Below are 24,803 nucleotides of genomic sequence, written 5' to 3' on the forward strand. Positions count from 1 at the left end.
CCAGATATCCGAATGAGACTGTCAGTGACGAAAAAAATTAGTGATGAGTCACAAATTAGTCCGAGCCAGTACATACCGAAAGTACCAAAGAGACCCCAATTCACTTTTTCGATTAAAAAAGCAGCAATCGTGGTCAATGAACAGAGAAGAAAAAAGAGATGCAGAAAACTGAAGTGCTATAAATACCGATACCTCCAAAAAAAAGTTTAAGTAGGTTAGAAAGACGGTGTACTTGTAGAAACCAATTATAGGTGCGCCTTCTTTAGTAGGGAATCAGTCAACATTTTTCAATGCAGAAACCAAGTCCAGTTTTTTAAGCCGTTGGCTGACAAGAAATGTTGTACTTAACGAACTAAGCCAAACAATCATAGAGGCGATTGCGACATTAATCCAGGTGAAGTGGGCGGTGTATTCAATCGTAATGGTTGAAAAGGTGCTTACATACTGTGAAAGGAACCAACTTCCTGCAGGAATTCCAATCAGCCAGCCAACCATCGTTGTTGCAGCATTTTCAATCATGGTGATTCGGCGAAGTTCTTTTTTTCTAAAGCCAAGGACGCTTAATGTCGTATAGTCACGAGTTCGTTCAACAAAATTTAGCGTCCCTAAATTGTATAGGACAACGATGACTAACAAAACTGCAAAAGCAATGATCATTGTAAAGATCCCTCCTAGACTATCAACAAATTCATACGCATTGTCCATTTGATCTTGTCGCGCAATCGTTGATGTGATTGCAGGATTGCCGGACAATGCTTCAGCAGTTTCCTCGTCTACTAAAAGCGTCTGAGGCAGAAAAGTCCCACCAGCTTCCAGCCAAGTTTTTTTTAACAAATAAGCACCTTGGTTCGTTTCACTAGTTATGATCCCAGATACTTCAAAGCGAAATGAGCTTTCATGAAATGCAGGAAAGACTTCTATTTGATCGCCTTTTTGAATGCCCGCTCTGTTAGCAAAACCTTCTGTTAGATAAATACCGCCAGGAGTGATCAACTCATTGTCAGATGTTTTCATATGAACAAAATCCCCTTGATCAATGATCATCAGTAAGCGATTGTAGCCGTCATCAGGTGCAAAACGGGTAGGCAAAATTTGCACCTCTTGTCCAAAGGATTCTTCCAAAAATGCTGAATCACTAGTATTTATTCGTTGATGATAAGTAAAATCCTCTGTATAAGCTTTGTTAACTAAGTGGTTGATGGATTGCGGCATGCCTAGTCCGGCTGTGATCAGCATCATACCACCAGCAACTCCGATGATCCCCATTAAAACTCTCATTTTGTTAGAAGCAGCATCGCGAAACCCCCATTTGGCTTCATAACTTAACGGGTTCCAGAAGAACGAAAGCTTTTCTAGTAACAAATGGGCACTCTTGCCTTTTGTATTCCCTCTAAGGAAGTCCGCTGGCAGGCCAGTACATGCTTGATCAGAAGCAAAATAAGCAGAAGCCATACAAATGATTAACACGAGCAGACAAACGATTAATGAAAGGGAATTGTAGGAAACTGTCCAGTGTGGGAGAGATAGAATATTCTTTTGCGTTTCTAAAACAAAATGCGAAAGCAAGGGCGCTACTGCCAAGCCAGCGGCGATGCCAAAGCTGCCGATGATCAAGCCGAAGCTAGTGAAATGAAACCCGATTGTTCTATTTGAAAACCCCAACGCTTGAAGGACTGCGATTTCTTTTGTTTGGGTATCAATCAACCGTTTGATCGTTGTATACATTGCAAGAATTGCTAGTAAGATAAACAAGAACGAAAACATAAAGGATAGATTTCGAATTTGAGTGACGCGGCCCAAGGCTTCAGAAACTTCCGTCAAGGTTGCTTGATCATAGTACGCAATATGGCGTTCCCCCATAATCGATTCAATTTCGGTTCTTAAGCGAGAGTTAGTCCCAGAGACTTCGACGACGTTAGGTAAAACGGATGTCTCCAGCATCATTTCTAAAGTCGCTTCTGATAAAATCCCGTAGCCATAGCGTTTCGGGTCGGGGGCAATATACTCTTGTGTACCAGTGAAGAAAAGCTTGTCAGTTGTTAAAATCATCCCTGCTATGGTCAATTCAATTTCGCGACCGTCAACCATAATCCTCAGTGATTGATTTAAGGTAAGATCATTCGCCTGTGCATAGTCGTGATTGATCCAAACAAAGCCAGGGGATTCATGGAATGTAGTACCTTGAACGAAATAAGGCTCTGCGATAGGTTTTCCAAGTGGTGCACTAAGAGTCAAAGTGCGTTCTGTTGATGAGGAAGTCGCTTGATTAGTCAAATCAGAAACTGTAGATTCGTACTGAGAGAATGTCTTTTCTATCCCATCTAGTGCTTGGATTGATTGGATATCGTTTTCAGTAAAGCCAGTACCATAAACCCAAGCATCTGCCAGACCATTTGCATCAATAAAGTTGTCCAGGCTTTTTTCCAAACCGCCCCAAACACCTTGTAACCCAACAAATACAAGGACACTTAGAAACGCCATTAAGAAGACGGAGAAGAATTGCGTCCAATTTCTTTTAAGATCTCTAACCAGTTTTATAGACAGAAATTTCATATCAAGACTCCTTTGTTTTTGCCTTCAGAGGCTTATTTTGTTCAATCGACTTGATTTTTCCGTCATGTAAATGAATAATTTTATCCGCATATTGAGCGAACTCTGCATTATGTGTGACCATCACCACAGCAGTATCCACATTCACCGCAGCTTTTTTTAATAAAAATAATATTTTTTTCCCTGTATGTGAATCTAAAGCGCCAGTTGGTTCGTCGCAAAGTAAGAGTTTTGGGGCTTTTGCCAAAGCACGTGCAATCGATACTCGCTGCATTTCTCCGCCAGATAATTGGTTAGGGAAATTATTTTTTCTATGGGATAACCCTACAGATTCAAGGTAGTGAGAGGCTGGTTCATTATTTGTACTCAGTTGTTGTGCAATGCCGACATTTTCTAAAGCGGTTAAGCTAGGAATCAAGTTGTAGAACTGGAAGACAAAACCGACGACGTCGCGCCGATAATCTGAAAGCTGTTCATCAGAAAGATGAGAGATTTCTTTTTCTCCCATGCGAAACTCTCCTTGGCTTGGACGATCCATACCGCCTAATAGGTTTAAAAGAGTGCTTTTTCCTGAGCCTGATGGTCCTAAAATGATGGTGAATTCACCCTTATTGATCGTGAGGCTCACATCATTTAATGCAATGATTTTACGATTATTTTCACCATAAAATTTATTGATATGTTTCAATTCGATCATTTTGATCCTCCTAAAGTTTTCTTGTATGTACTGTTATCTTAATAAAGCAAAAACAAAAAAACATCCGTATTATCCGAATGTTTTTTTGCGGAGTTCATCATTTGATTAAATTCAGTTTGATTCCTTCTCGAACAGCACCGATCCTTGTTTGTACGTTCAACTTATTGCAGATAGATGAAACGTGGTTTTCGACGGTTCTGCGACTGATAAATAGTTTTTTTGCGATTTTTTCATTGGTTTGTTCCTGCGAAATCAATTCTAATACTTGCCGTTCTATCTCACTTAAGAGACGCATGTCTTTTTCAAGAAAAAGGTGTTCAGGGGAAACTTTATTGCCATGGTAGACCGTTTTTATCGTTGTGATCAATTCATCATACGAAGCTTCTTTTCTCAAAAAAGCCCATATACCAAGTTCAAAGGCACGCTTATGAAGAAGTGGTTCATAAAAACCCGACAGCATAATTATTTTTGGCAAAGTATCATCAGTTAAGGTGTGAATACGAGGAATCAGCTCAAAGGCATGCGTGCCCTTCAGCATCATATCGAGGAGGACAATATCAATTGACTGGTTTGCCATAGCTTGAAAAAAATCTGTTGGTTTTGTAAATGCGCCTATAATCGAAAATGAGGGCTCTTTTTGCAGCGTATTTTTGATTCCTTCAAGGACGAGTTCGTGGTCGTCTAACAATGCAAGTTTAATCGGCATAGTTTGCTCCTTCGAAAATATTTTTTGGAATTCTAAGCTGAATGGTTGTAGGTGAGTAGTGAATGACAAATCTACCCGACAATAACGAAAGCTTTTCTTTAATTACATTTAATCCGAAATGAGGACCTTTACTAAGAGAGTCTTGTCCAAAAGTTCCGTTATCACTAATTTCGAATACTACTGTATCATCCTCAACTGCATTTGTGATTATCAGTTCTGTTGCATGTCCATGCAAAATACTGTTATTGAGCAATTCTTTGACTGAGCGCAAGATGAAGTTGTTGATTTCAGGTGAATCTGAATGGATGGTTCGGTCATAGGCAAAATGTATGAGCACAGGGTGGTTTTGCTGTATTTGAACGAAAAGAGAAGCCAATGTTTTTTCTAATCCTATTTCTTGCAGAAGCAGAGGATATATATCTGAGCAAAGTTCTCTTAAATCATAAATCAATTCATCAAGCTGCTGGATGATTTTTTCTTTTGGCACTGTTTGTCTATCATTTTCAATTTGACGTAACAAGTGGATGATCTCTTGAATGATCCCATCGTGAATATAGCTTGAAATTGTCTCTCGTTCTTTTTCAACTGCTAAAAATACATCTAGTGAATTCATTGGTTCATTATGGCGACTTGCTAAATAGAATAATTCTTGTAGAAGTGGCAAAAGAGTATATATTAAAAGGAAGAGATAAAGAATAATTAGTAGATTAGGAACGTAAGCGTTAAGTTGGCTGATAAAAATGACGATTACCGTTAAAAATAGTGAGAGTATCAGATAGATCGATCTGGTTGTGATACGGTACCGAAATTTCAAGACGCGATCAATTGCTAAGCGATGGAAAATTCCTATAAAAGGCAGAAAGATAAAAAATACCAGCATATAGTAAGGTGCACTCCATCCAATAGGGAATGCATATAAAAAAAGAAAAGGGGCAATACTTACAAATAGAATTACTGGAAGGTTGACTTTGGTAGCTGTTCTATGTTTTTTGTGACTTTTATTAAAAAAAGAGAAGCAATATTCGCCAAGCGTCAGTAGCATCAAGCTGTAAACAAAACCGACTGCTAAATATTCAGCGAGTACATAGCCAATCTGAAAAAAAGCGGCATAACAGGTTGCTGCTAGATTTAATAGGAGGAGCAGTGCTGGAAAGATTCCTATATTGCTTATTTTATATGAGCTGTTGATCTTCAAAAATGAATTCAAGAAAAATGGAAAAGTGGATAAGGAGATAATCAAAATCACTCTACCTAACGTATTCCCAATACTTGAAGGAAACGCCGCTAAAAAAATAAACGCAAATACAAAGAGCCATAAATAAAAAAGCCGTGATCTTTTTGAAAGAAGCTGTTTTCGATAAAAAAAGAGCAAGAATAAAACTAACGATCCACTAAAAGCTAAAAGTGTAAAAAATATCGGCAGAAATGTTTTGGGCGAATCAAAGCGATAAGTGATTCGTTGCTGCTCTCTTTGGATCGTGAGTGAATTGATTTGCTCGACAACTAGCCAATTTGTCAATTGTTTATTCTCTTTTGGCAAATTTCCATCGAGCTCTACTAGCTGATCATTGATTTGCAGCGAAGTATCCGCTCCCAGACCACCATCATAAATACGTTTTATAAACCATTCGTCATTTATTTGGTAAGCCCGAATGCCTAAATATGTAGTTTGATAAATAGTGTGAGTGAAATAAATCATCAAGATTAGGTAGAAACTCCCCAGTAAGATATGCATCATTTGCCATCTATACGATTTAATCAAGTCGGCCTCCTTTTTTTTGTGAAAAATTTCAAATGAAATGTTCAATTTATCACAAGGGTGATTATCATTGGCAGCATTCTTATCCATGGACTTTGAGACGCTGGGTTACTTTAGACATCCAACATTTCCCTGTGATTTTTTATCAAATAGTGTATCAATAGTTTCAATCTGATTCAAGCGCTTTTTGAAGATTTGCCTTAACAGCAACCTAATTCTGCAATACATTGTCATTTTGTCTAAGAATTTGCATTCTATGAAAATAGCACTATGATTGGTTCCGTCATTTTTTTGCTGCAAAAAGATCGTCTTTATTTTTCCGTTTTCCAAATAATACTGAATTATCTGCGTATTTCATCTATGAGGTGGTGAAAATGGATCGATGGAAGCTGTTCAAAGACTATTGGCGATTTGCAGTTGGTGGTGCTGTTTTGATGGTATTGCTGATCATCTGGTTTGTACCGTTCTCGCAAAAAAAAGAAACAAACTGGCATTCAATGGCAGATGCAGCAGGTCAATCGTCTGAAATGGGGGAAGGTGGAGCCCTTCAAGAAGATAGTCTTCACGATGAAGAGTATGAGATCGTTATAGATGTCAAAGGGGAAGTGCACCAACCGGGAATTTATCGCTTGAAATCAGGTGCGCGGATGTATGAATTGATCGAACAAGCAGGTGGTCTGACAGAAGAGGCGTTAGAAACAGCCATAAACTTAGCACAAGTGCTGCAAGATCAACAGATGGTGATCGTCCCACATAAAGAGGATCAAGCGTTTATGGAGATGAATGGTTCAGGAGTAGGTGGCAGCCAAACAGCAGTGACACAAATCAATCTGAATCAAGCCAATGCGCAGCAACTGCAAGAACTGCCGGGTGTGGGTGCCAAAAAAGCAGAAGCAATCATCGCTTACCGAGAAGAATATGGCTTTTTTAAACAGATTGATGACCTAAAAAAGATCACAGGCATCGGAGAGAAGACCTTTGAGTCCTTGAAAGAGATGATTACAGTGGCGGACTGAACCAAATAAATGTAAGAAATACTAAGAAATGACGGTTGAAAATTCAAGAAATTCGATTAGAATAGAACTAATCAATGACAAAGGAGCAAACGAATGAGCAATACGAGAATCCCATGGGACCAGTATTTTATGGCACAAGCTGTATTACTGTCTTTACGCAGTACGTGTTCCCGACTTGAAGTCGGCGCTACATTAGTCAAAGATCGCCGAATCATCGCTGGAGGCTACAACGGGTCCGTCAGTGGCGATGTACACTGCATTGACGATGGCTGTTATGTTGTCGATGACCATTGTATTCGGACGATTCATGCAGAAATGAATGCCTTATTGCAATGTGCAAAATTAGGGGTATCAACAGACAATGCGGAAATCTATGTGACGCATTTTCCCTGTCTTCCCTGTACGAAAGCAATTTTGCAAGCAGGGGTCAAAAAGATCCATTATTTGAATGACTATCGCAACAATCAGTATGCAATGGAATTGATTCAACAAGTAGGTGCTTCCGTCCACCAAGTTGAACTCGATCCGGTGTATTTTGAAAAACTTTCATTTGGTGTGCTGAATGATGCACAACCAACAAAAGAGAACTGATTCATTTTTATTTCTTAGTATTATTTTTGCTTGTTCGGTGACTGCTTACTATCGGCAGTCCATCTTACTGGGACTCATTGCACTTTATTATTTCGGGATGCTTGTCTTAAAACGACAAGCATTTTTGTGCATGATTTGTTTTGTCGGACTGTTGCTGTTAAGTGTCCGCGTTTCTCTTTCTCGGACTGGGAACATACAAGAAGGTGAGTATCAAGGGGTAGTCAATGTGCTGCCAGACACGATCAAAATCAATGGCGATCTACTTACATTTGAAGCAAAATCCTCTGCAGGTAAAGTGATTGGCCGTTACACAATTTCTTCAGAGACTGAAAAACAGCAATGGCAGAATCGATCCGATTGGGGGAGAAAGCTGCTGGTGAAAGGATTTTTTTCTCTTCCTGAAAAACCACGAAACCGCCATGGATTTGACTATTCTGCTTATCTAGCTAGTCGATCAATTATTGGCACAGTCCATATCGAGCAAATGGTAGGGATGGAAGAAGCAGATGCAGGCTTTTCACTTGCAAAAGTTCGAGCAGATGTTATTTCTTCTGTTCAACGAATCTTTCCTGAACGCTCAGCTGCCTATATCAATGCGTTGCTCTTTGGTTTTAAAGACCATGGCTTTCAAGAAGTACGTCAAATGTATCGTGCGAGTGGCTTATTGCATTTTTTTACGATCTCAGGAATGCATGTTGTCTTATTTTTCAAATGGTTTCGCGGATGCTTCTGCCGATTGGGGTTTACGCAAAAAGAAATGCTGTTGCCAATGGGGGTCTTTTTCTTGGTCGTAATTGGGATTTGTGGCGGCGGCATTAGTGTCTGGCGTGCTGTCTTGGCATTGTCGGTTACTCAAGTGACCACTCTTTATCAACAACGGCTATCGGCAAGTGATCATTATGGGATCGTCTTAACGGCTCTTTTATTCGTTGATCCCAAAGTATTGCTTCAAACATCGGGGCAACTAAGTCTTTTGATGACCTTCTTGATAGTAATGCAGCGACCAATCGGATTGACGTGGTTTTGGCGCTGTCAGTTCCTCACGGTGCTGGCTGCGCCTGTCATTGCCTCGCTCTTTTATGAATTCCCATTATTTGGGGGCTTTTTGACGTTTGTCTTTTTACCATTTTTTCAAATGGTTTTGCTGCCAGCCTGTTTCTTAATGTTCGTTACTGGGACTCTTTTTCCAACCATCAGTGGGCTGATTGCACTTTTTGAAGGGCTTTTGCTGCTTATGGAAGTTGTCGTGGGCGCTGTAGGAGGCGTATCGATAACAGTGGGTGCCGTTCCTGCAGGATTGGCTGGCAGTTGTTGTTTGTTCAGCATGCTCTTTTACCAAAAGAAAAGGTGGCTGCTGGTGATCTGTTTTTCGCTTGTTGTACCAATCGTCTTTCAGCAGAATCGCGTTTTATCCACCATTAGTTATGTCGATGTTGGTCAAGGCGATAGTATCGTTTTGCAGGCAGAAAAAAATCGCGAAGTTTATGTGATCGATACTGGAGGTTCACTGTCTTTTCCGAAAGAAAACTGGCAAGAGCGCAAACGACAAGCTGCCGCGGAATCTACATTGATTCCTTTTCTGAAAGGGGAGGGAGTCAGTAAGATTACTGGTTTGTTTCTAACTCATGGGGACACGGACCATATGGGGGACGCACTAGCCTTGATGAAGGCGATCCCCGTTGAAACGTTATATCTCGTACCAGGAAGTGAACAAGATCACCGCATCGCCAAGCTTTTAAACGAACTGCCTAAGCAGACAAGCGTTGTTTGGACGACGGTTGGCCAAGTAGTGGGTGATTTCCTTCAGTTGCAAGTATTGGCACCAGAATCAGGTGCAGGGCAAAACGAAGATTCGCTGGTGATTAAAACCAAGGTAGGGGATAAAACATTTTTATTTACTGGCGATCTCGAACAAGCAGGGGAAAAAAAGTTGATTCATGATTATCCGAATCTTAAAGTTGATGTATTGAAACTAGGGCATCATGGCAGTCGAACCTCGACGGCACCTGAGTTTGTTGCGGCAATCGATCCCCAATTCGGGATCGTTTCAAGTGGACGGAACAATCGGTACGGGCATCCTCATGAAGAGGTGCTTGAAACGTTGGTAAATCAGACCGTTTTGCGAACCGATCAGCAAGGCATGATCCAATTTATTTGGTCTGAAAAACAACAATCATTTTTGATAAAAACGCTGCTAGACTATCCGATTGACTAATGGTAGGATAAGAATGAAAGCGGGGGGAACGATGGAATTACAAAAAGCGTTGCAAGCAATTCGAACCAAGGAGTTGCAATCGATTTATCTAGTCATCGGCAGTGAAATGTTTTTACAAGAGCAAGTTCGCACGGCCTTTTTGGAGCGTTTTTCCGTTGGGAAAGATGATCTGAATTTTGCTTCCTTTGACATGGAGAAAGATCCCCTTGATATGGTGATCCAAGAAGCTCAATCGTTGCCTTTTTTTGGCGATCAGCGATTACTTTTCGTTGAGCGGCCATTTTTCTTAACGGCTGAAAAAAAGAGCAATGCACCTGAGCATGACCTAGATGATTTTTTGAATTACATCAAAGACCCATTGGAATCATCGGTAATGGTGATTTTTGCAGATGTCGATAAATTAGATGAACGGAAAAAAATTACTAAGCAGCTGAAGAAAGCCGCAGTTGTGATTGATGTCGCACCTATGAAAGAAGCCGACGTGCGTCAGTATCTCCAACAGTCGTTGGCCAATGATGGCATCGAGATGAGCCGAGAGGCGTTTGATTTGTTTTTACGGTTAACGGATCTGCAACTATCAAAAGCGATGCAGGAGTTACAGAAACTACGATTGTATGCAGGAAACGGCAATAAAATCACGAAAGAGATCGTCTTGCAGTTGATCCCTAAGACGTTGGAACATAATGTCTTTGAATTAACCAGTGATGTCTTAAAGGGGAACGTATCGGATGCGTTGCGCTTGTATGACGATCTATTATTGCAAGGGGAAGAGACGATCAAGATCAATGCTATTTTGATCAGCCAAGTCCGTCTACTGTTACAGGCAGCGATTTTGATGAAAATTGGCTACCAGCAAGCCAATATCGCAGAAACGTTGGGGATTCATCCGTACCGAGTGAAGTTAGCGATGCAGCAAGCGCGAGGCTTTGGAGAAAAGCAATTAGCGGCACTCTATAACGAATTGATCGAAAATGATTACTTAGTAAAAAGTGGCCAGATGGACAAAGAGTATTTGTTCCAGCTATTTGTTTTAAAACATGGCAAACAGTAAGTCAAAAAGAAAGGCGCAGCAATCGATGATTGCTGCGCCTTTCTTAATTTGCTTATTTTGCAATTTTTTTACTTAAACGAGATTTGTCGCGACTAGCTTTGTTCTTGTGGATCAATCCTTTAGTCTCAGCCATATCGATTGCTTTAACAGCATCTTTATATAACGCATCTACGTTATCAGCACCAGCTTCAACAGCTTGATCAAATTTTTTGATTGCTGTACGCATTGTGCTTACTTGAGATGAATTCTTAGCATTAGCCGCTTCGCTTTTGCGAACACGTTTGATTGCAGATTCAATGTTTGGCATGTATTTCACCTCCGAAAAAAAAGTTCAATTACGTTTAGAAAACGTATAAATCAACACTAGTCATTATACCTAATGCCAAGAGTGATTGCAATAAAAGTTGTAAAGAAATTTTACTTAACACAAAAATTTGTTTTTTGGCCGTGCTATTTTTTGCTTTATGGTTTTGAAAAATGCTTCTTTACACATTTTTTACTGAATAGTTATAAAAAGTTTACACAGAAAGAGCTTTCTATGCTATGATTACTTCGGAATTTTTAAATGGGGGAATCTATGTGAATATCGCTTTGTTTCTAACGATTGTCTTGTCATTAGGGGTGATTTTCGTCAACGGGTGGACGGATGCACCGAATGCTATTGCAACCGCTGTCTCCACGAGAGTCTTACGCCCGAATATCGCCATTGGCATGGCAGTCGTCATGAATTTCTTAGGTGTGCTGGTGATGACGTATTTTAATGCGCAAGTTGCAGAAACCATCAGTAATATTGTGACTTTTGACTCAGGCGGGAGTTTTCGGGTCTCACAGATCGCATTAGCCGCTGCCTTGTTTTCAATTGTTGTTTGGACGGTCGCAGCTTGGTATTTTGGGATCCCAACCAGTGAATCTCACGCATTGATTGCGGGATTGACAGGGGCTGCCATGGCTCTGGGTGGTTTACATGCAGTCAACGGTGAAGAATGGATGAAAGTCTTAATCGGTCTCGTTGTGTCTACGTTAATGGGGTTTATTGGTGGATTTTTGATCACGAAACTGATCGTATGGCTCTTTCGCGATACCCAACGGCGAAAAGCCAACAAAATTTTTACGGTTGGTCAAGCCATCGCGGCTGGTGCCAATGCCTTCTTGCATGGTGCCCAAGATGGACAAAAATTCATGGGTGTGTTCATGTTAGGCCTTTTTTACAACAATCTTGCTGAAAAGACCGGCAATGGCTTTGCCATCCCACTGTGGGTGATGGTTCTTTGTTCCTTGACCATGGGGATCGGTACATCGGTCGGTGGGATGAAGATCATTAAATCAGTGGGGATGGATATGGTAAAACTGGAAAAATACCAAGGCTTTTCTGCAGATGTTACTGCAGCAATCTGTTTGTTCTTGTCTTCCGTATTTGGTATCCCGGTTTCAACAACGCACACGAAAACGACCGCTATCATGGGCGTTGGAGCGTCTCGGCGTTTTTCTAGCGTTGATTGGCGCATTGTAAAAGAAATGATCTATGCTTGGATTTTAACCTTTCCTGGCTGTGGATTGATTGCGTTTCTAATGGTCAAATTTTTATTGCTAATTTTGTGAGGAGAGAAAGTAATGGCACGAAAAAAAGGATTCGATTATTTTGCAGCAATGGAGCAGTTGGCGACGAACGGCCATTTAGCTGCCAAACGTTTTTCGCTTTTGATCAACGATTATTCTGAACGAGCATTGACCGAAGCAGCAGCTGAGATTCATGCTTTGGAAAAAGAAGGGGATAAAGTGATCGCTGAGCTAACCAATGAGTTATATGATTCATTTATCACCCCTATCGATCGCGAGGACATCCTAGTCATTTCAGAGCGTCTAGATGATATTTTGGATGGCATTATGGGACTGACTTATTTATTTGAGAATTTGGTCATTACGAAGATCCGCCCTGAAACCAACTTATTTGCTGGAATGATCGTTCAAGCGACACAAGGCGTTGAAACGGCCTTAAAAGAATTTCCTAAGTTCAAAAATTCAAAAACATTGCGTCAAATGATTAATGATGTGAATACGATTGAATCAGAAGCAGACCGTTTGTATTCAAAAATGAAAAAAGCGTTATTCACAGACGAAACGGACGTTCTTGAAATCATTAAATGGAAAGATGTTTATGATCGTTTTGAATCAATTATCAACGACACCGAAAGTGCGGTGGATATTATTGACGGTATGGTAATCAAAAACACGTGAGGAACTAGAGACCTTTCAAACAAAAAAAGAGCAACTCTTGGGCAGGTAAGTGCCACAAGAGTTGCTCTTTTTGCTTATAATTGGATCAGCCAATAGCCGATCAAAATGATTCCTAAAACGATACGATACCATCCAAATACGGTAAAATCGTTACGCTTGATGTAGTTCATCAAGAAACGGATCGCGATGATCGAAACGATGAATGAGACGATGGTTCCTGTTAATAAGATGACGGTTCCTTGGAAATCAAAGGCATTGCCATCTTTCAAAAACTTGAAGATTTTCAAGGCACTGGCACCAAACATGGTGGGAATACCTAAGAAAAATGAAAATTCAGCAGCAACATAACGAGAAGCGCCGATCATGATAGCACCTAAGATAGTAGCACCAGAACGAGAAGTTCCTGGGATCAATGCCAATACCTGGAACATGCCGACAATCAAGGCCGCTTTGTAGGTGAATTTGTTCAAATCGGTACATTTCGGTGCTTTATTCTTGTTTCGTTTTTCAACTACGATAAAGCCGATCCCATAAACGATCAAGACGATCGAAACGGAGAAAAAGTTGTAGAAGTGCGCATCTAACCAATCATCTAACGGCAATCCGATAATAACCGATGGCAAGACCGCAACAATAACTTTAAACCATAACGTCCACGTATCTTTTTTCTCTATTTCATTTTTTTGTGGGGAAAAAGGGTTCAGTTTATGGAAATATAAGTAGACGACCGCTAGTATCGCGCCCAATTGAATGACAACATTGAACATCGTCATAAATTCGGGGGTAACATTCAAACCGATAAATTCGTCGGCAAGAATCAAGTGACCAGTGCTGCTAATTGGCAGCCATTCCGTGATCCCTTCAATGATCCCAAATAAAATCGCTTTTATAAAATTTGTAAAAAACATTGGTCCAGTCCTTTCTATGACAAAATACAACTCTTAGTATACCGTTTCCTGATTCGAATACCAATCTTTTTCCTAAAAAAAGAGGGCAGTTTTTAAAACAAAAACTGCTCCTTTCTTGAAGAAATTGATTAGCCGTCAGAGGTTTCTCTTAGGACAAAAGCTCTTGAGAGAGCGCTAAGCCTTTTTTGATGTATTCTGTGTTACCAACTTCGGCGATGGTAAAGCTGCCGTCTTCGTAGATCAGTCGAGTGACCGAACCATTTTCAATATCCATACGAACATTGTTCTCATCATTGATCAGATGCAAAAGAAAAGCGATCGTTAAGCCGTGAGACACAACTAACGCATTGCCGCCGCCTTTTTTCTCAACGCGATAGGCGATATCTTCAAACCCTGTTTTGACACGTTCGGTCAAAACATCAAAGGTTTCCGCCCAATTGGCTGTATCGGCGTGGTAGACCGCATTGGCGATCGCCTCAAACGTGACATGATTAGCAATCATCTCATCATAATCAGGAAAATCAAGAATCCGCGGCAGAACGCCCCACATTTCTGCATCATATGCCCCTTCAAGGGAGCCAAAGCACCATTCACGAATCCGTTTGTCGATGTGATAAGGGATCTCCGGTCCTCTGACATGTTCACCCAGTATCAGACGCATGGTTTCAATCGCTCGACCGCTGTCACTGGATACTGCTTCTACAAAATCCACATCGCGTAACCCAAGGCCTAAATAGTGGATGCCTTGTTCACCGGTTCGAGTCAATGGTGTGTCACACCAGCCTTGCACCCGCTGCAATGTGTTAAACATTGTTTTTCCGTGACGCACGACATACAATTCCGTCTTTGCCATAACTAGTTATTCCTCCTTTTGATTCGTCATACGTTTATGCGTTAAAAAACGGATTGGTCCGTTTCTCAATTTCGATCGTTGTTGGTTCTCCGTGGCCAGGATAGACCGCCATTTGATTCGGTAAAACAAAGAGTTGCGTTTGGATGCTGGTCAGCAATTGTTCCAAATTTCCGGTTGGCAGGTCTGTCCGACCAATGCTACCTTTAAATAAGGCGTCTCCGGAAACGACAAAATTGTCAAAAATAAAACTGACGCTGCCAATGGAATGACCCGGGGTTGCAACAACCTTAAAGGACATGCCAGCTATCTCGTACTCTTTCAACTCTAGCTCGAATTCAGCTGGACGTGCGGTGATGGTTCCTAATTCAGGATGACGGCCAGAAAGGTTTTTCATAGGATCACTTAGCCATCCTTGCTCAAGCGGACTCACGTAAACGGGGATCTGATAATAATCCCGCAAATGGTCAACTGCGCCGATATGGTCATAATGAGTGTGGGTCAATAAAATCGCTGCTGGTTTTGCGCCTGTTTTTTCGATCTCAGCGATCAATCTCGCTGCTTCTGCTCCAGGATCAATAATCAACAAAACATCTTCTTTCCAAATTAGGTAACAATTTTCTTGAACGGGTCCTGTCACTAAACCAATGATTTTCATGCTAAAACCTCCTAGGATCACAAATACTTGTGTCTGACTATAAGTATAGCTTAAAGTATAAGAGGAAACAAAGAAAGGTTTTTAGGAGTGAAAAATTAATGATAAAAACGATAAACGCAGAAGACAATCGTCAGGCAGTCTGTCAATGGCTAAATCATTCAACGAAAAAAAAAGAGGCAGTGAGTGCCTTTTCCGATCAAGAGCAGCTTTCATTTGCTTTTTTTGACAATCAGGATCAACTTGGTGGGGTGATTGGAAAACGGACAGGCAATACGATCCATATTCAATTGTTAGCAGTTGATCCAAGCCATCAGAATCAGGGGATCGGGAAACAATTGATAAAAGCACTTTTTGATCACGGTAAAAAAGCGGGGTGTCGTTCCGTGACGGTTACCACCCAAGACTACCAAGCGCCGCAATTCTACCAAGCAGTCGGCTTCGAACCGTTTGCTGTGCTTACGGATACACCTGTGCTTGGCACGGATAGGCTTTACTTCGTGAAGATGCTGTGATCAACCCTTTTGCAGGCAGGTGATAAGGATAACCAATAGTTTGATGAGAGAAAAGCTTAGAATTATTGTGGGAATTCGAAAATTTTTCTAAGAAACCGCATTAGCAAAAAACTGCTGTTATACTAATTAAAATAAGAAAGCGTTGATTCGTTTGAAACGGGTCTAGTTTTTGACGAAAGCATGAACATTCTTCGTGACCAACTTCGAGGAAAGTGTGTGATCTGTATCTTGCGTTAGTTTTGATTGGTATACCTCAACTCTTTGTAAGAAGGTGTTTTTATGAAAAAATCCCTGCAATTTTTTTTCACTCTATGCTTCGCCGCGCTCGCTTTAGTGAGCTGTGGCCAAGAGGAGCTAACCATCAACGATTCGAAAGAAGTTTCTGAAACTGTTACTTCCGCCTCAAAAACGGTTGAAAATGGCGACCTTGATTTGATGCTGATCCAAGATGAGAGTGTCATCTTTCCGCAAAGCCAAGGGGTTTATGATTTTCATGAGAATGAGTTGACGATCGTTAAGCAGTATTTGCCGATGGCAGATTTAGAAGATAGTTCAGCCAGCTTTAGTGATGTTGCCTTGTATGAAGGACAAATCGAAAGTGATTTTCAGCGTCATTTTTCCCATTCAGAGGTACAGTTGTCCAACGACCCTTATCAAATTTATGAGATCACCTATCAAGATGCATCATACACGGTTGAAGGGAAGCATTTGACGATCAAAGCAGATGGACGGACCTTTGAGTTCACCTTAGATCTAGACAATCAACAAGCTTTTGACCAAAATGGTGTCAGTTATGATATTCAAGTCGATCAATAAATATCTTTCAAAAAATAGCCCTGCTTTACTTGCTTAGGTGAGTAGAGTAGGCTTTTTTGTAAATCCTTCGCCAAACCCATTTTCTGGAAGAAAAAATGAAGTCAATTATCTGATGAGTAGGTGTTTTGTTGCAAGTGGTTTTTTCATGGTGATAAAACCTGTTTGGATAGGATACTCTCCGCAGAGGATGAAAAGCTGTTTCTGTTCGCTTTTCCAAAAGTAATCTATCCGCTATAATGGCAAACGAGAAGGTGAACACGTGTATAAAGGAAAAGTTGCGGTTAGAAAAATCGTAGAATTTATTTTGCGCCGAGGCGATATTGATAGCCGCAAAGTCAGTAATCATACCGCGCAAGAAGGCGCCCGCATCCATCGCCAACTACAAAAAGAGGCTGGGGATGCGTATCAAAAAGAAGTCTTTTTCAAACGAGAAAGCCAAATTGAGAAAGATTCGATCACTGTCGAAGGACGTGCCGATGGTCTCTTTTTTGATGCAACTCTTAATTCTTGGGTGATCGATGAGATCAAAACTTCAGAACCAGCGTTCGAAGATATCCCTGAAGATCAAATCGATTTGTTTTTTGCCCAGGGAATGGTTTATGCTTATTTGTTTTTACTACAAGAAAATGAACAAGCAGCGCTTAGTGACAGTGAAAATCAAGAGAAACCAGAAGCGGAACCTACTGCTGAAGGTAATTATCCGAAGAGACCCATCGATCGAATCGCCGTACAATTGACTTATTATCAAACCACTGAAAAGCTGACCACCCGTACGAGAAGAACATTTCAGTTTTCAGAATTAGCTGTTTTTTATGAAGAATTACTTCAGGAATATCATAAATGGTTAGTTTTTCAAGAGAATTGGCGCCGTGTCCGCAATACGTCTTTGCAGCTGCTGTCTTTTCCCTTTGAAACCTTTCGCAAAGGGCAGCGAGAGTTAGCAGCAGCGGCGTATAAAACACTAAAAAATGGCAAGCGACTTTTTGCGGAAGCGCCAACTGGAACTGGAAAAACCATGTCAACGCTGTTTCCCGCATTAAAAGTGCTAGGGGAAGAAGGGGCTGATCGGGTCTTTTATCTGACGGCGAAGACGATCACCAGACAAGTGGCTGAAGATGCACTGAGCAAGTTAGCAGACAACGGTAGTGAAACCAAAAGTGTCACGATTACCGCCAAAGACAAAATCTGTTTTTTAGATGAACGAAACTGTACGCCAGAACACTGTGCGTATGCGCAAGGCTATTACAATCGAATCAACGAAGCATTATGGGATCTGTTGCATCACGAGAATCAAATAACCCGAGAAGTGATCGAGACCTACGGAAAGAAACATACGGTCTGTCCCTTCGAGCTTTCACTGGATGTCAGTGTCTTTTGCGATGTCATTATTGGTGATTATAATTATTTGTTTGATCCCACCGTTTATTTGCGAAGATTTTTTGAGGAGCCGGATGAAGAATATTTCTTTCTAGTGGATGAGGCCCATAACTTAGTCAACCGTTCCAAAGAAATGTATTCGGCAACCATTACCCGGCAGCCATTTAAGGAATTAAAGAAGAAACTATCCAATGACCAGCAAAAATTAAAACGCGCCCTAAACAAAGTTGACAAAGAATTTGCGGCTATTGCTCAAATAGCAAAAGAGGAAGAGTGGGAATACCACCATCAAGCAGCTCCCCATGAAACGATGGTCAATCAGCTATACAAAGTAGCTGAATTGATGAAGGAATGGTTGCCGGCAAATCCTGAGCATGAATTGCAAGAAGAACTGCTGCAAGTGTATTTTGAAGCTAACCATTATTTGAAGATCAGTGAATTTTATGATGATCACTACGAAACGACGGTGGAGATCGACCGCTATGATATCAAACTACGGCAATTTTGCATCGAACCAGCGCCGTTTTTGGAATCTGTGTTAGATAAGGGCAAGGCCAGCCTGTTGTTTTCTGCGAGCTTTACTCCTTTGTCGTATTATCAAGAGGTATTAGGAGGCGGCAATGAAGCTTTGCGCTATCGCCTGCCAAGTCCTTTTGATCCGAAAAATCAGGGGATTTTTATTGCAGACTATATCCAAACAACGTATCGCCAACGTGAAGCCAGCATTCCTGCAATCGTTGATGCAATCCAGCAAATGACCGCAGCGAAAGCGGGAAACTATATGGTCTTTTTCCCTTCTTATCGTTACTTGGATGATGTGGCGGCAGCATTTTCCCAACAGGCGCCAGAGGTGGAGGTCTTGATTCAGGGGACAGCCATGAACGAAGCAGAGCGCGAGGCGTTTCTTGCACAGTTTCAATCTCTTGAGCGGCAACGGTCATCCTTGCTAGAAACAAGTCAAGACGGACAAGAGAGCCAGCCAAAAACATTAGTGGCATTTTGTGTCCTTGGTGGAATTTTTTCTGAAGGGATCGACTTGAAAGGCAATCGCTTGATCGGTGCGGCAGTGGTAGGAGTCGGACTGCCGCAAATCAATCACGAGCAAGAATTGATTCGGGAATATTACGATGAGAAAAAAGCAGCTGGTTTTGCGTATGCCTATCAGCTGCCCGGGATGAATAAAGTCCTGCAAGCAGCCGGTCGAGTGATCCGGGATGTCAGCGATCGCGGCGTGGTGTTATTGCTGGATCAACGTTTTCGGACACCGCGTTACCAAGAACTTTTCCCACTGCACTGGCAGCATGCCTTAAACATTCGTCGGCCGCAAGAGTTATCAAAGGCATTGACTCATTTTTGGCAAGAAAAAAACTAGAAGCAGAGCTTTCAGGTGAGGTTGTGCAAAATCAGCGGGTAAGGCCGATTTTGCCTAACCATCACGTTAGACTCTGTTCTAGTTTTTTTGATTAGCGATAATTTGTAAACTGTAAATCGATCGTCAGAGGCAGTTTACGCAACAATTGGATCACTTCTTGCAGATCGTCACGACTTTTGCCGGTTACCCGAATTTGATTGTCTTGAATTTGAGTTTTAACTTTTAGCTTGGCGTTTTTGATCGCTGTTGTTATTTTTTTGGCGTTTTCTTTATCGATCCCATTGATCAATTCTGCCGTTTGACGAGCTTTTGCCCCCAAGGCATGCTCCGTTTCGCCAAATTGAATATTTTTCGTTGGTACATTCCGTTTGATCAGCTTCCCAAAGAGCACATCCTTGATTTGCTCCAGCTTAAATTCGTCATCCCCGACAATCGTCAATTTGCCCTCAGCCATCTTGATTTCTACCGTGGAGCCTTTAAAGTCAAATCGGTTTTTCAATTCTTTTTCCGCCTGTTGAATGGCGTTTTTTACTTCTTCTGTGTTGATCTCAGATACGACATCAAAACTTGCTTCTTTTGCCAAAATCAATCACTCCTCTCATCTCTTACCTATGATTTTAACATGGAGGCGAACGATGCGGGAATGAAAAGTAAATTTTTGCAAATAATTGTTTCATTTTTTCACACAAACTGCTATTCTTTGGAAGGAGATTTTTAGTGAAGGAGCTAGATCATTGTGAGTAAGTTATTAACGAAGCACGAACAATCAGAACGATTGAAAAAAATAGGGGTTATTTTGCTGTCAGGTATCACCGCAGCCATTGCTTTAAATTTCTTTTTGATTCCCGCAAACGTTCTTTCTGCTGGGATGAACGGGGTCGCCCAATTGATCGTGGCACTTGCCTTGGAACATTTTGGCGTTCACCTTAGTACAGGGCTGTTTATTTTCCTCTTAAACTTGCCTATCTTTGTTCTCGGGTTCATCAAACTCGGGAAATCATCGACACTATTGAGCTTTATCAATGTCGTTGTCGTTTCTGTCTTAACGATAATCCTTCCACAAGGAGCAATCACTGACAATATTTTGGTTAACGCTTTGCTCGGTGGCGTACTGTTAGGCGTCGGCGTTGCGTTTTCACTGAAAATGGGTTTTACCACCGGCGGAATGGATATCCTTTCGTTGATATTATCAAAAACGACTGGAAAAACGGTCGGTAAATATATGTTTATTTTAAACGGCATCATTGTCATGGTCTCAGGTTTCGTCTTTTCTTGGGAAAGTGCCTTGTACACGATCATTTCGATTTTCGCAATGAGCTACGTGGTGGACATGCTGCACACAAGTCATCAAAAGGTAACGGCGATGATTATTACGACCAATGCGGAAGCTGTTGGGAAAAATATTTCTAAGCATGTGTTTCGCGGCATGACTTTGTTCCCCTCAGTCGGAGGCTATTCAGGCGTACCGGGCAATATGATCATGATGGTCGTGACCCGCTACGAGATCTACGATTTAGAACAAGCCGTTTTAGAAGCAGACGGCAATGCGTTTATTAACTTTGTGCCGACCCAATCGATCACAGGTCGTTTTGCGACAGATGATGAACAACGGACCTTTAAAACGACTGGGGTCTTCCCAGAACTGAAAATACACAAGAAAAGCCGTCCATAATCAAGGATCGTCCATTTACAAATCTTGCAAAAGAAGGTATTATTTGAAACAAGAATTAAAGGAGGTCTTCAACCGTGGCATATACTGAAGTAGAAGCAGAAGCAATCAAAGAGCGTGTCTTGGCTGCCTTGGAAACCGTGATTGACCCTGAGTTGGGGATTGATATAGTGAATCTAGGCTTAGTTTATGAAGTCGAATTTGATGCAGAAACAGGCAATACCATAATCAAAATGACCTTAACAACAATGGGCTGTCCCTTAGCCGACGTATTGACTGAATCGATACACGAAGCATTAAGCGATATTCCAGAAGTCAAAAATCCAGAAGTAAAACTAGTCTGGTATCCCGCTTGGACGACTGATAAAATGAGTCGTTATGCACGGATTGCTTTGGGGATTCGTTAAGGATTTTATCGTAGAAAATAAATGTCTTAGACTCTTTTATCAGCTCAATAAAGTTGATAGAAGAGTCTTTTTGGATTTAAGTTGGATACTTGTCTTTAACTATCTTGCTTTTAGTCAGTGCTTGCAGAAAGTTTGCGAAGATTGCATTGCATTTTCGGAAATGAAACGGTAAACTAGTTGGAAAGATTGGAGGAATGAATCAATGTTAGCTACGAATTTTGGGAAATATACATACAAAAATCCGTTTATGAACGCCTCAGGAGTCCATTGTATGACGATCGAGGAATTAGATGAATTAGCGGCATCAGCAGCTGGGGCATTTGTCACGAAGAGTGCAACGCTAGAAGCACGTGCGGGAAATCCAGAACCACGTTATACCGATTTACCGTTAGGAAGCATCAATTCGATGGGATTACCAAATCTAGGGGTGGACTACTACTTAGACTATGCTATCAAAAAACAGCAGGAAATGACCCAGCAAGCGCCATTCTTTTTCTCTGTCGCTGGTATGAGCGTGGCTGAAAACATTGAGTTATTGAAGAAAATCCAAGAAAGTGATTTTGAAGGAATCACAGAGCTAAATCTTTCTTGTCCAAACGTGCCAGGAAAACCCCAAGTTGCCTATGATTTTCCTTTGACCGATCAAATTTTGGAAACAGTCTTTGGTTTTTTCACAAAACCTTTAGGTGTCAAATTGCCGCCATACTTTGATTTGGCTCACTTTGATGAGATGGCTAAGATATTGAACAAGTATCCGTTAACTTATATCAATTCAATCAATAGTATTGGGAATGCTTTATTTATCGATCCTGCTACTGACTCAGTAGTCATCAAACCAAAAGATGGGTTTGGCGGTTTGGGAGGCGAATATGTGAAACCAACGGCATTAGCCAATGTGCGGGCTTTCTATACACGTCTCAAGCCAGAAATCAAAATTATCGGGACTGGTGGGATTCGTAATGGTCAAGATGCGTATGAACATTTGTTATGTGGCGCTTCTATGTTGCAGATCGGCACAGAGCTGCAAAAAGAAGGACCGGTGATCTTTGAACGATTGACGAAAGAATTAGCAGCGATCATGAAAGAAAAAGGGTATCAATCAATCAGTGAGTTCCAGGGGAAATTAAAAACGATTGATTAAGAACGACTTTGAATGCTTTACTATCCGCTTCTTTTTATAGAAGAAAGGTGGTTTTTAATGGAGAAGTTTCGTAAAACAACGGAGGATGATCTGGTTGAGTTGATGGCGCTTTTTGAAGAAGGCATTGCTTTTTTAAAAGCTCAAGGATCCCCACAATGGCAAAATGGCTATGGCCCAAAAGAAACTCAAATCAAAGAAGATATTGCAAAAGGTGAAAGCTATGTGTTAGTGAAAGATGGGAAAATCGCAGCGTCTGCGGCACTGGTTTCTGGTGAAGATCCTGTCTACAACGCAATTACCGGCGCAGGGTGGGATGGAAACGGTCCATATCTATCCATTCATCGCGTCGTTGTCAGTTCTCATTTTAAAGGGCAAAAGTTAAGCGCCAAATTGCTGCAAGCTCTTGAAGTGGTTGCATTAGAGCAAGGAATCGTTGATTTACGTATCGATACGTATAAAGCTAATATTGGTATGCAAAAGAATATTCAAGCAGCTGGCTATCAATACAAAGGAGAGGTAACATTCCCTTTTCCGAACGGAGAGCGATTGGCTTTTCAAAAACGTTTGACCGCAAGCTAAGCATTCTATTCCATTAGTGTCACTTGGCTGAATTAATGGAATAGTTGTGTCAAAGTGAATTTTTGGTATGAAAATGCGGATAATGGTTGTCAGAATCCTTTCGGCTTGCTAAGATAAGCACGTAAAGGACGGTGCCAAATGAAGAAAAGAATCAAAAAGAAAAAAGCTTATAAAAAATATATCCATGATATTTTTGCGGGTTATGAAGAAATGCTTGAGAATCCAGCGATCAATGAGAAGAAGTTTTCTTATCTGAAAGAAGAAACAACCTTAAAACGAGACGATCAAAATCAGATCCGTTTTCGTACGATCGATATTGATTAAACTACCTATTTTGGGTAGTTTTTTTGTTTATCTCGACTTAGTTGAAAATATTTCAGAAAAAAGCTTGCTCTTTCATTCTTAGAATGATAAAGTATTCAACGTTGGCAATTGAGCCAGCGGGTCAAAAGAGCGTTTGAAAAAACTTCAAAAAAGACTTGACCAAAAATGAAACAGATGATATTATAACGAAGTCGCAATAATAAAATAGTTAATCGATGTTGATACATCAACAAAATTAATTAAAAAAACTTGTTGACAAATAACAAATCATTTGTTATTCTAATGAAGTCGCTGAGACAGCCGCTGCGAAGTTGAAAAACAACGAGCGAGAAAACTTTTAAAAAAGAGTTGACAATCAATTGTCGCTCTGATATGATATAAAAGTTGCTAACACAGCACTGTAGACCTTTGAAAACTGAACAAAGCAAGCAAACGAACCAATGTGTAGGACGTTTCAATTTATTGAAACAAATACATGCAAGCAATAGCTAGCAAAGTTAATTTTTATGAGCTTAATGACCGTATGGTCATTCAAACAAATCATTATGAGAGTTTGATCCTGGCTCAGGACGAACGCTGGCGGCGTGCCTAATACATGCAAGTCGAACGCTTTTTCTTTCACCGGAGCTTGCTCCACCGAAAGAAAAAGAGTGGCGAACGGGTGAGTAACACGTGGGTAACCTGCCCATCAGAAGGGGATAACACTTGGAAACAGGTGCTAATACCGTATAACACTATTTTCCGCATGGAAGAAAGTTGAAAGGCGCTTTTGCGTCACTGATGGATGGACCCGCGGTGCATTAGCTAGTTGGTGAGGTAACGGCTCACCAAGGCAACGATGCATAGCCGACCTGAGAGGGTGATCGGCCACACTGGGACTGAGACACGGCCCAGACTCCTACGGGAGGCAGCAGTAGGGAATCTTCGGCAATGGACGAAAGTCTGACCGAGCAACGCCGCGTGAGTGAAGAAGGTTTTCGGATCGTAAAACTCTGTTGTTAGAGAAGAACAAGGATGAGAGTAAAACGTTCATCCCTTGACGGTATCTAACCAGAAAGCCACGGCTAACTACGTGCCAGCAGCCGCGGTAATACGTAGGTGGCAAGCGTTGTCCGGATTTATTGGGCGTAAAGCGAGCGCAGGCGGTTTCTTAAGTCTGATGTGAAAGCCCCCGGCTCAACCGGGGAGGGTCATTGGAAACTGGGAGACTTGAGTGCAGAAGAGGAGAGTGGAATTCCATGTGTAGCGGTGAAATGCGTAGATATATGGAGGAACACCAGTGGCGAAGGCGGCTCTCTGGTCTGTAACTGACGCTGAGGCTCGAAAGCGTGGGGAGCGAACAGGATTAGATACCCTGGTAGTCCACGCCG

23 protein-coding genes and 1 rRNA gene (1 of these 24 cut by a window edge) are annotated in these 24,803 nt (G+C 41.3%); 15 read left to right on the top strand and 9 right to left on the bottom strand.

The features are described from left to right. Positions 1 to 273: 273 nt before the first annotated feature. The 4 genes from IGI94_RS07240 to IGI94_RS07255 form a co-directional block, all read right to left on the bottom strand. A complete protein-coding gene (locus IGI94_RS07240; RefSeq protein ID WP_086299493.1) occupies positions 274 to 2,553 on the bottom strand; it encodes an ABC transporter permease in 2,280 nt (759 codons plus the stop codon). 1 nt (position 2,554) lies between these two features. Beyond that, positions 2,555 to 3,247 (bottom strand): ABC transporter ATP-binding protein, encoded by a 693-nt coding sequence (locus IGI94_RS07245; RefSeq protein ID WP_086299492.1) that lies wholly within the window; start codon positions 3,245 to 3,247, stop codon positions 2,555 to 2,557. A gap of 97 nt (positions 3,248 to 3,344) precedes the next feature. Next, positions 3,345 to 3,953 (bottom strand): response regulator transcription factor, encoded by a 609-nt coding sequence (locus tag IGI94_RS07250; RefSeq protein ID WP_005236276.1) that lies wholly within the window; start codon positions 3,951 to 3,953, stop codon positions 3,345 to 3,347. Then, the gene (locus tag IGI94_RS07255; protein ID WP_139843244.1) at positions 3,943 to 5,715 is read right to left on the bottom strand and encodes a sensor histidine kinase; all 1,773 of its coding nucleotides are present in this window, start codon (positions 5,713 to 5,715) and stop codon (positions 3,943 to 3,945) included. Before IGI94_RS07255 ends, IGI94_RS07250 begins: the two co-directional genes overlap by 11 nt. Positions 5,716 to 6,086: 371 nt before the next feature. Between IGI94_RS07255 and IGI94_RS07260 the strand changes: the two genes are divergently transcribed. The 4 genes from IGI94_RS07260 (at position 6,087) to holA (ending at position 10,585) form a co-directional block, all read left to right on the top strand. Further along, the gene (locus tag IGI94_RS07260) at positions 6,087 to 6,728 is read left to right on the top strand and encodes a helix-hairpin-helix domain-containing protein (protein ID WP_086299490.1); all 642 of its coding nucleotides are present in this window, start codon (positions 6,087 to 6,089) and stop codon (positions 6,726 to 6,728) included. 93 nt (positions 6,729 to 6,821) lie between these two features. Beyond that, on the top strand, positions 6,822 to 7,319 hold the full coding sequence (locus IGI94_RS07265) for a ComE operon protein 2 (protein ID WP_086299489.1): 498 nt from the start codon (positions 6,822 to 6,824) through the stop codon (positions 7,317 to 7,319). Further along, positions 7,291 to 9,534, top strand: coding sequence for a DNA internalization-related competence protein ComEC/Rec2 (locus IGI94_RS07270; RefSeq protein WP_086299488.1), 2,244 nt, complete (start codon positions 7,291 to 7,293; stop codon positions 9,532 to 9,534). Before IGI94_RS07265 ends, IGI94_RS07270 begins: the two co-directional genes overlap by 29 nt. A gap of 31 nt (positions 9,535 to 9,565) precedes the next feature. After that, positions 9,566 to 10,585, top strand: a complete 1,020-nt coding sequence (gene holA / locus IGI94_RS07275) for a DNA polymerase III subunit delta (RefSeq protein WP_301389368.1) — start codon at positions 9,566 to 9,568, stop codon at positions 10,583 to 10,585. 52 nt (positions 10,586 to 10,637) lie between these two features. On the opposite strand, the gene rpsT is transcribed toward holA, so the two are convergent. Then, positions 10,638 to 10,892, bottom strand: a complete 255-nt coding sequence (gene rpsT / locus IGI94_RS07280) for a 30S ribosomal protein S20 (RefSeq protein ID WP_438899600.1) — start codon at positions 10,890 to 10,892, stop codon at positions 10,638 to 10,640. A 236-nt stretch (positions 10,893 to 11,128) separates the two neighbouring features. On the opposite strand from rpsT, the gene IGI94_RS07285 reads away from it, so the two are divergent. Together IGI94_RS07285 and IGI94_RS07290 are read left to right on the top strand one after the other, a co-directional pair. Beyond that, positions 11,129 to 12,184, top strand: coding sequence for an inorganic phosphate transporter (locus tag IGI94_RS07285; RefSeq protein ID WP_005236263.1), 1,056 nt, complete (start codon positions 11,129 to 11,131; stop codon positions 12,182 to 12,184). A gap of 12 nt (positions 12,185 to 12,196) precedes the next feature. Next, positions 12,197 to 12,820 carry a DUF47 domain-containing protein gene (locus IGI94_RS07290; protein WP_008381351.1) on the top strand — a complete coding sequence of 208 codons (624 nt, stop codon included), beginning with the start codon at positions 12,197 to 12,199 and terminating at the stop codon, positions 12,818 to 12,820. A gap of 74 nt (positions 12,821 to 12,894) precedes the next feature. Here IGI94_RS07290 and IGI94_RS07295 read toward each other — a convergent pair whose 3' ends face one another. The 3 genes from IGI94_RS07295 to IGI94_RS07305 form a co-directional block, all read right to left on the bottom strand. Continuing rightward, the gene (locus IGI94_RS07295) at positions 12,895 to 13,728 is read right to left on the bottom strand and encodes an undecaprenyl-diphosphate phosphatase (protein WP_005236259.1); all 834 of its coding nucleotides are present in this window, start codon (positions 13,726 to 13,728) and stop codon (positions 12,895 to 12,897) included. Between the two features lie 148 nt (positions 13,729 to 13,876). Further along, positions 13,877 to 14,581, bottom strand: coding sequence for a histidine phosphatase family protein (locus tag IGI94_RS07300; protein ID WP_086372854.1), 705 nt, complete (start codon positions 14,579 to 14,581; stop codon positions 13,877 to 13,879). 34 nt (positions 14,582 to 14,615) lie between these two features. Next, positions 14,616 to 15,236: an MBL fold metallo-hydrolase gene (locus IGI94_RS07305; protein WP_005236256.1), complete on the bottom strand. Its 621-nt coding sequence runs from the start codon at positions 15,234 to 15,236 to the stop codon at positions 14,616 to 14,618. 98 nt (positions 15,237 to 15,334) lie between these two features. On the opposite strand from IGI94_RS07305, the gene IGI94_RS07310 reads away from it, so the two are divergent. From IGI94_RS07310 to IGI94_RS07320, 3 genes are all read left to right on the top strand, one after another. Beyond that, complete coding sequence (locus IGI94_RS07310; protein WP_254908486.1) at positions 15,335 to 15,748, top strand: GNAT family N-acetyltransferase; 414 nt, start codon at positions 15,335 to 15,337, stop codon at positions 15,746 to 15,748. A 279-nt stretch (positions 15,749 to 16,027) separates the two neighbouring features. Further along, the gene (locus IGI94_RS07315; protein WP_005236248.1) at positions 16,028 to 16,564 is read left to right on the top strand and encodes a hypothetical protein; all 537 of its coding nucleotides are present in this window, start codon (positions 16,028 to 16,030) and stop codon (positions 16,562 to 16,564) included. Between the two features lie 259 nt (positions 16,565 to 16,823). Next, on the top strand, positions 16,824 to 19,313 hold the full coding sequence (locus IGI94_RS07320; RefSeq protein ID WP_438899601.1) for an ATP-dependent DNA helicase: 2,490 nt from the start codon (positions 16,824 to 16,826) through the stop codon (positions 19,311 to 19,313). 91 nt (positions 19,314 to 19,404) lie between these two features. Here IGI94_RS07320 and IGI94_RS07325 read toward each other — a convergent pair whose 3' ends face one another. Beyond that, positions 19,405 to 19,896 (bottom strand): YajQ family cyclic di-GMP-binding protein, encoded by a 492-nt coding sequence (locus tag IGI94_RS07325; RefSeq protein WP_008381345.1) that lies wholly within the window; start codon positions 19,894 to 19,896, stop codon positions 19,405 to 19,407. A 153-nt stretch (positions 19,897 to 20,049) separates the two neighbouring features. Between IGI94_RS07325 and IGI94_RS07330 the strand changes: the two genes are divergently transcribed. The 6 genes from IGI94_RS07330 to IGI94_RS07355 form a co-directional block, all read left to right on the top strand. After that, on the top strand, positions 20,050 to 20,985 hold the full coding sequence (locus IGI94_RS07330; RefSeq protein WP_005236241.1) for a YitT family protein: 936 nt from the start codon (positions 20,050 to 20,052) through the stop codon (positions 20,983 to 20,985). 74 nt (positions 20,986 to 21,059) lie between these two features. Beyond that, a complete protein-coding gene (locus IGI94_RS07335) occupies positions 21,060 to 21,389 on the top strand; it encodes a metal-sulfur cluster assembly factor (RefSeq protein WP_008381344.1) in 330 nt (109 codons plus the stop codon). Positions 21,390 to 21,591: 202 nt separating this feature from the next. Continuing rightward, positions 21,592 to 22,530: a dihydroorotate oxidase gene (locus tag IGI94_RS07340; RefSeq protein ID WP_005236221.1), complete on the top strand. Its 939-nt coding sequence runs from the start codon at positions 21,592 to 21,594 to the stop codon at positions 22,528 to 22,530. Between the two features lie 57 nt (positions 22,531 to 22,587). After that, a complete protein-coding gene (locus IGI94_RS07345; protein WP_008381336.1) occupies positions 22,588 to 23,109 on the top strand; it encodes a GNAT family N-acetyltransferase in 522 nt (173 codons plus the stop codon). Positions 23,110 to 23,247: 138 nt separating this feature from the next. Further along, positions 23,248 to 23,433, top strand: a complete 186-nt coding sequence (locus IGI94_RS07350) for a hypothetical protein (RefSeq protein ID WP_005236216.1) — start codon at positions 23,248 to 23,250, stop codon at positions 23,431 to 23,433. A gap of 541 nt (positions 23,434 to 23,974) precedes the next feature. Beyond that, positions 23,975 to 24,803, top strand: a 16S ribosomal RNA gene (locus IGI94_RS07355); it runs 731 nt beyond the window's last position.

It is taken from the genome of Enterococcus sp. AZ149, assembly GCF_051714285.1.
Lineage (GTDB): Bacteria > Bacillota > Bacilli > Lactobacillales > Enterococcaceae > Enterococcus_D > Enterococcus_D entomosocium.

Coding starts and splice junctions, on each gene's coding strand:
- IGI94_RS07240 (WP_086299493.1), bottom strand. CDS start 2,553: ATGAAATTTCTGTCTATAAAACTGGTTAGAGATCTTAAAAGAAATTGG.
- IGI94_RS07245 (WP_086299492.1), bottom strand. CDS start 3,247: ATGATCGAATTGAAACATATCAATAAATTTTATGGTGAAAATAATCGT.
- IGI94_RS07250 (WP_005236276.1), bottom strand. CDS start 3,953: ATGCCGATTAAACTTGCATTGTTAGACGACCACGAACTCGTCCTTGAA.
- IGI94_RS07260 (WP_086299490.1), top strand. CDS start 6,087: ATGGATCGATGGAAGCTGTTCAAAGACTATTGGCGATTTGCAGTTGGT.
- IGI94_RS07265 (WP_086299489.1), top strand. CDS start 6,822: ATGAGCAATACGAGAATCCCATGGGACCAGTATTTTATGGCACAAGCT.
- IGI94_RS07270 (WP_086299488.1), top strand. CDS start 7,291: ATGATGCACAACCAACAAAAGAGAACTGATTCATTTTTATTTCTTAGT.
- holA (WP_301389368.1), top strand. CDS start 9,566: ATGGAATTACAAAAAGCGTTGCAAGCAATTCGAACCAAGGAGTTGCAA.
- rpsT (WP_438899600.1), bottom strand. CDS start 10,892: ATGCCAAACATTGAATCTGCAATCAAACGTGTTCGCAAAAGCGAAGCG.
- IGI94_RS07285 (WP_005236263.1), top strand. CDS start 11,129: ATGATTACTTCGGAATTTTTAAATGGGGGAATCTATGTGAATATCGCT.
- IGI94_RS07290 (WP_008381351.1), top strand. CDS start 12,197: ATGGCACGAAAAAAAGGATTCGATTATTTTGCAGCAATGGAGCAGTTG.
- IGI94_RS07295 (WP_005236259.1), bottom strand. CDS start 13,728: ATGTTTTTTACAAATTTTATAAAAGCGATTTTATTTGGGATCATTGAA.
- IGI94_RS07300 (WP_086372854.1), bottom strand. CDS start 14,581: ATGGCAAAGACGGAATTGTATGTCGTGCGTCACGGAAAAACAATGTTT.
- IGI94_RS07305 (WP_005236256.1), bottom strand. CDS start 15,236: ATGAAAATCATTGGTTTAGTGACAGGACCCGTTCAAGAAAATTGTTAC.
- IGI94_RS07310 (WP_254908486.1), top strand. CDS start 15,335: ATGATAAAAACGATAAACGCAGAAGACAATCGTCAGGCAGTCTGTCAA.
- IGI94_RS07315 (WP_005236248.1), top strand. CDS start 16,028: ATGAAAAAATCCCTGCAATTTTTTTTCACTCTATGCTTCGCCGCGCTC.
- IGI94_RS07340 (WP_005236221.1), top strand. CDS start 21,592: ATGTTAGCTACGAATTTTGGGAAATATACATACAAAAATCCGTTTATG.
- IGI94_RS07345 (WP_008381336.1), top strand. CDS start 22,588: ATGGAGAAGTTTCGTAAAACAACGGAGGATGATCTGGTTGAGTTGATG.
- IGI94_RS07350 (WP_005236216.1), top strand. CDS start 23,248: ATGAAGAAAAGAATCAAAAAGAAAAAAGCTTATAAAAAATATATCCAT.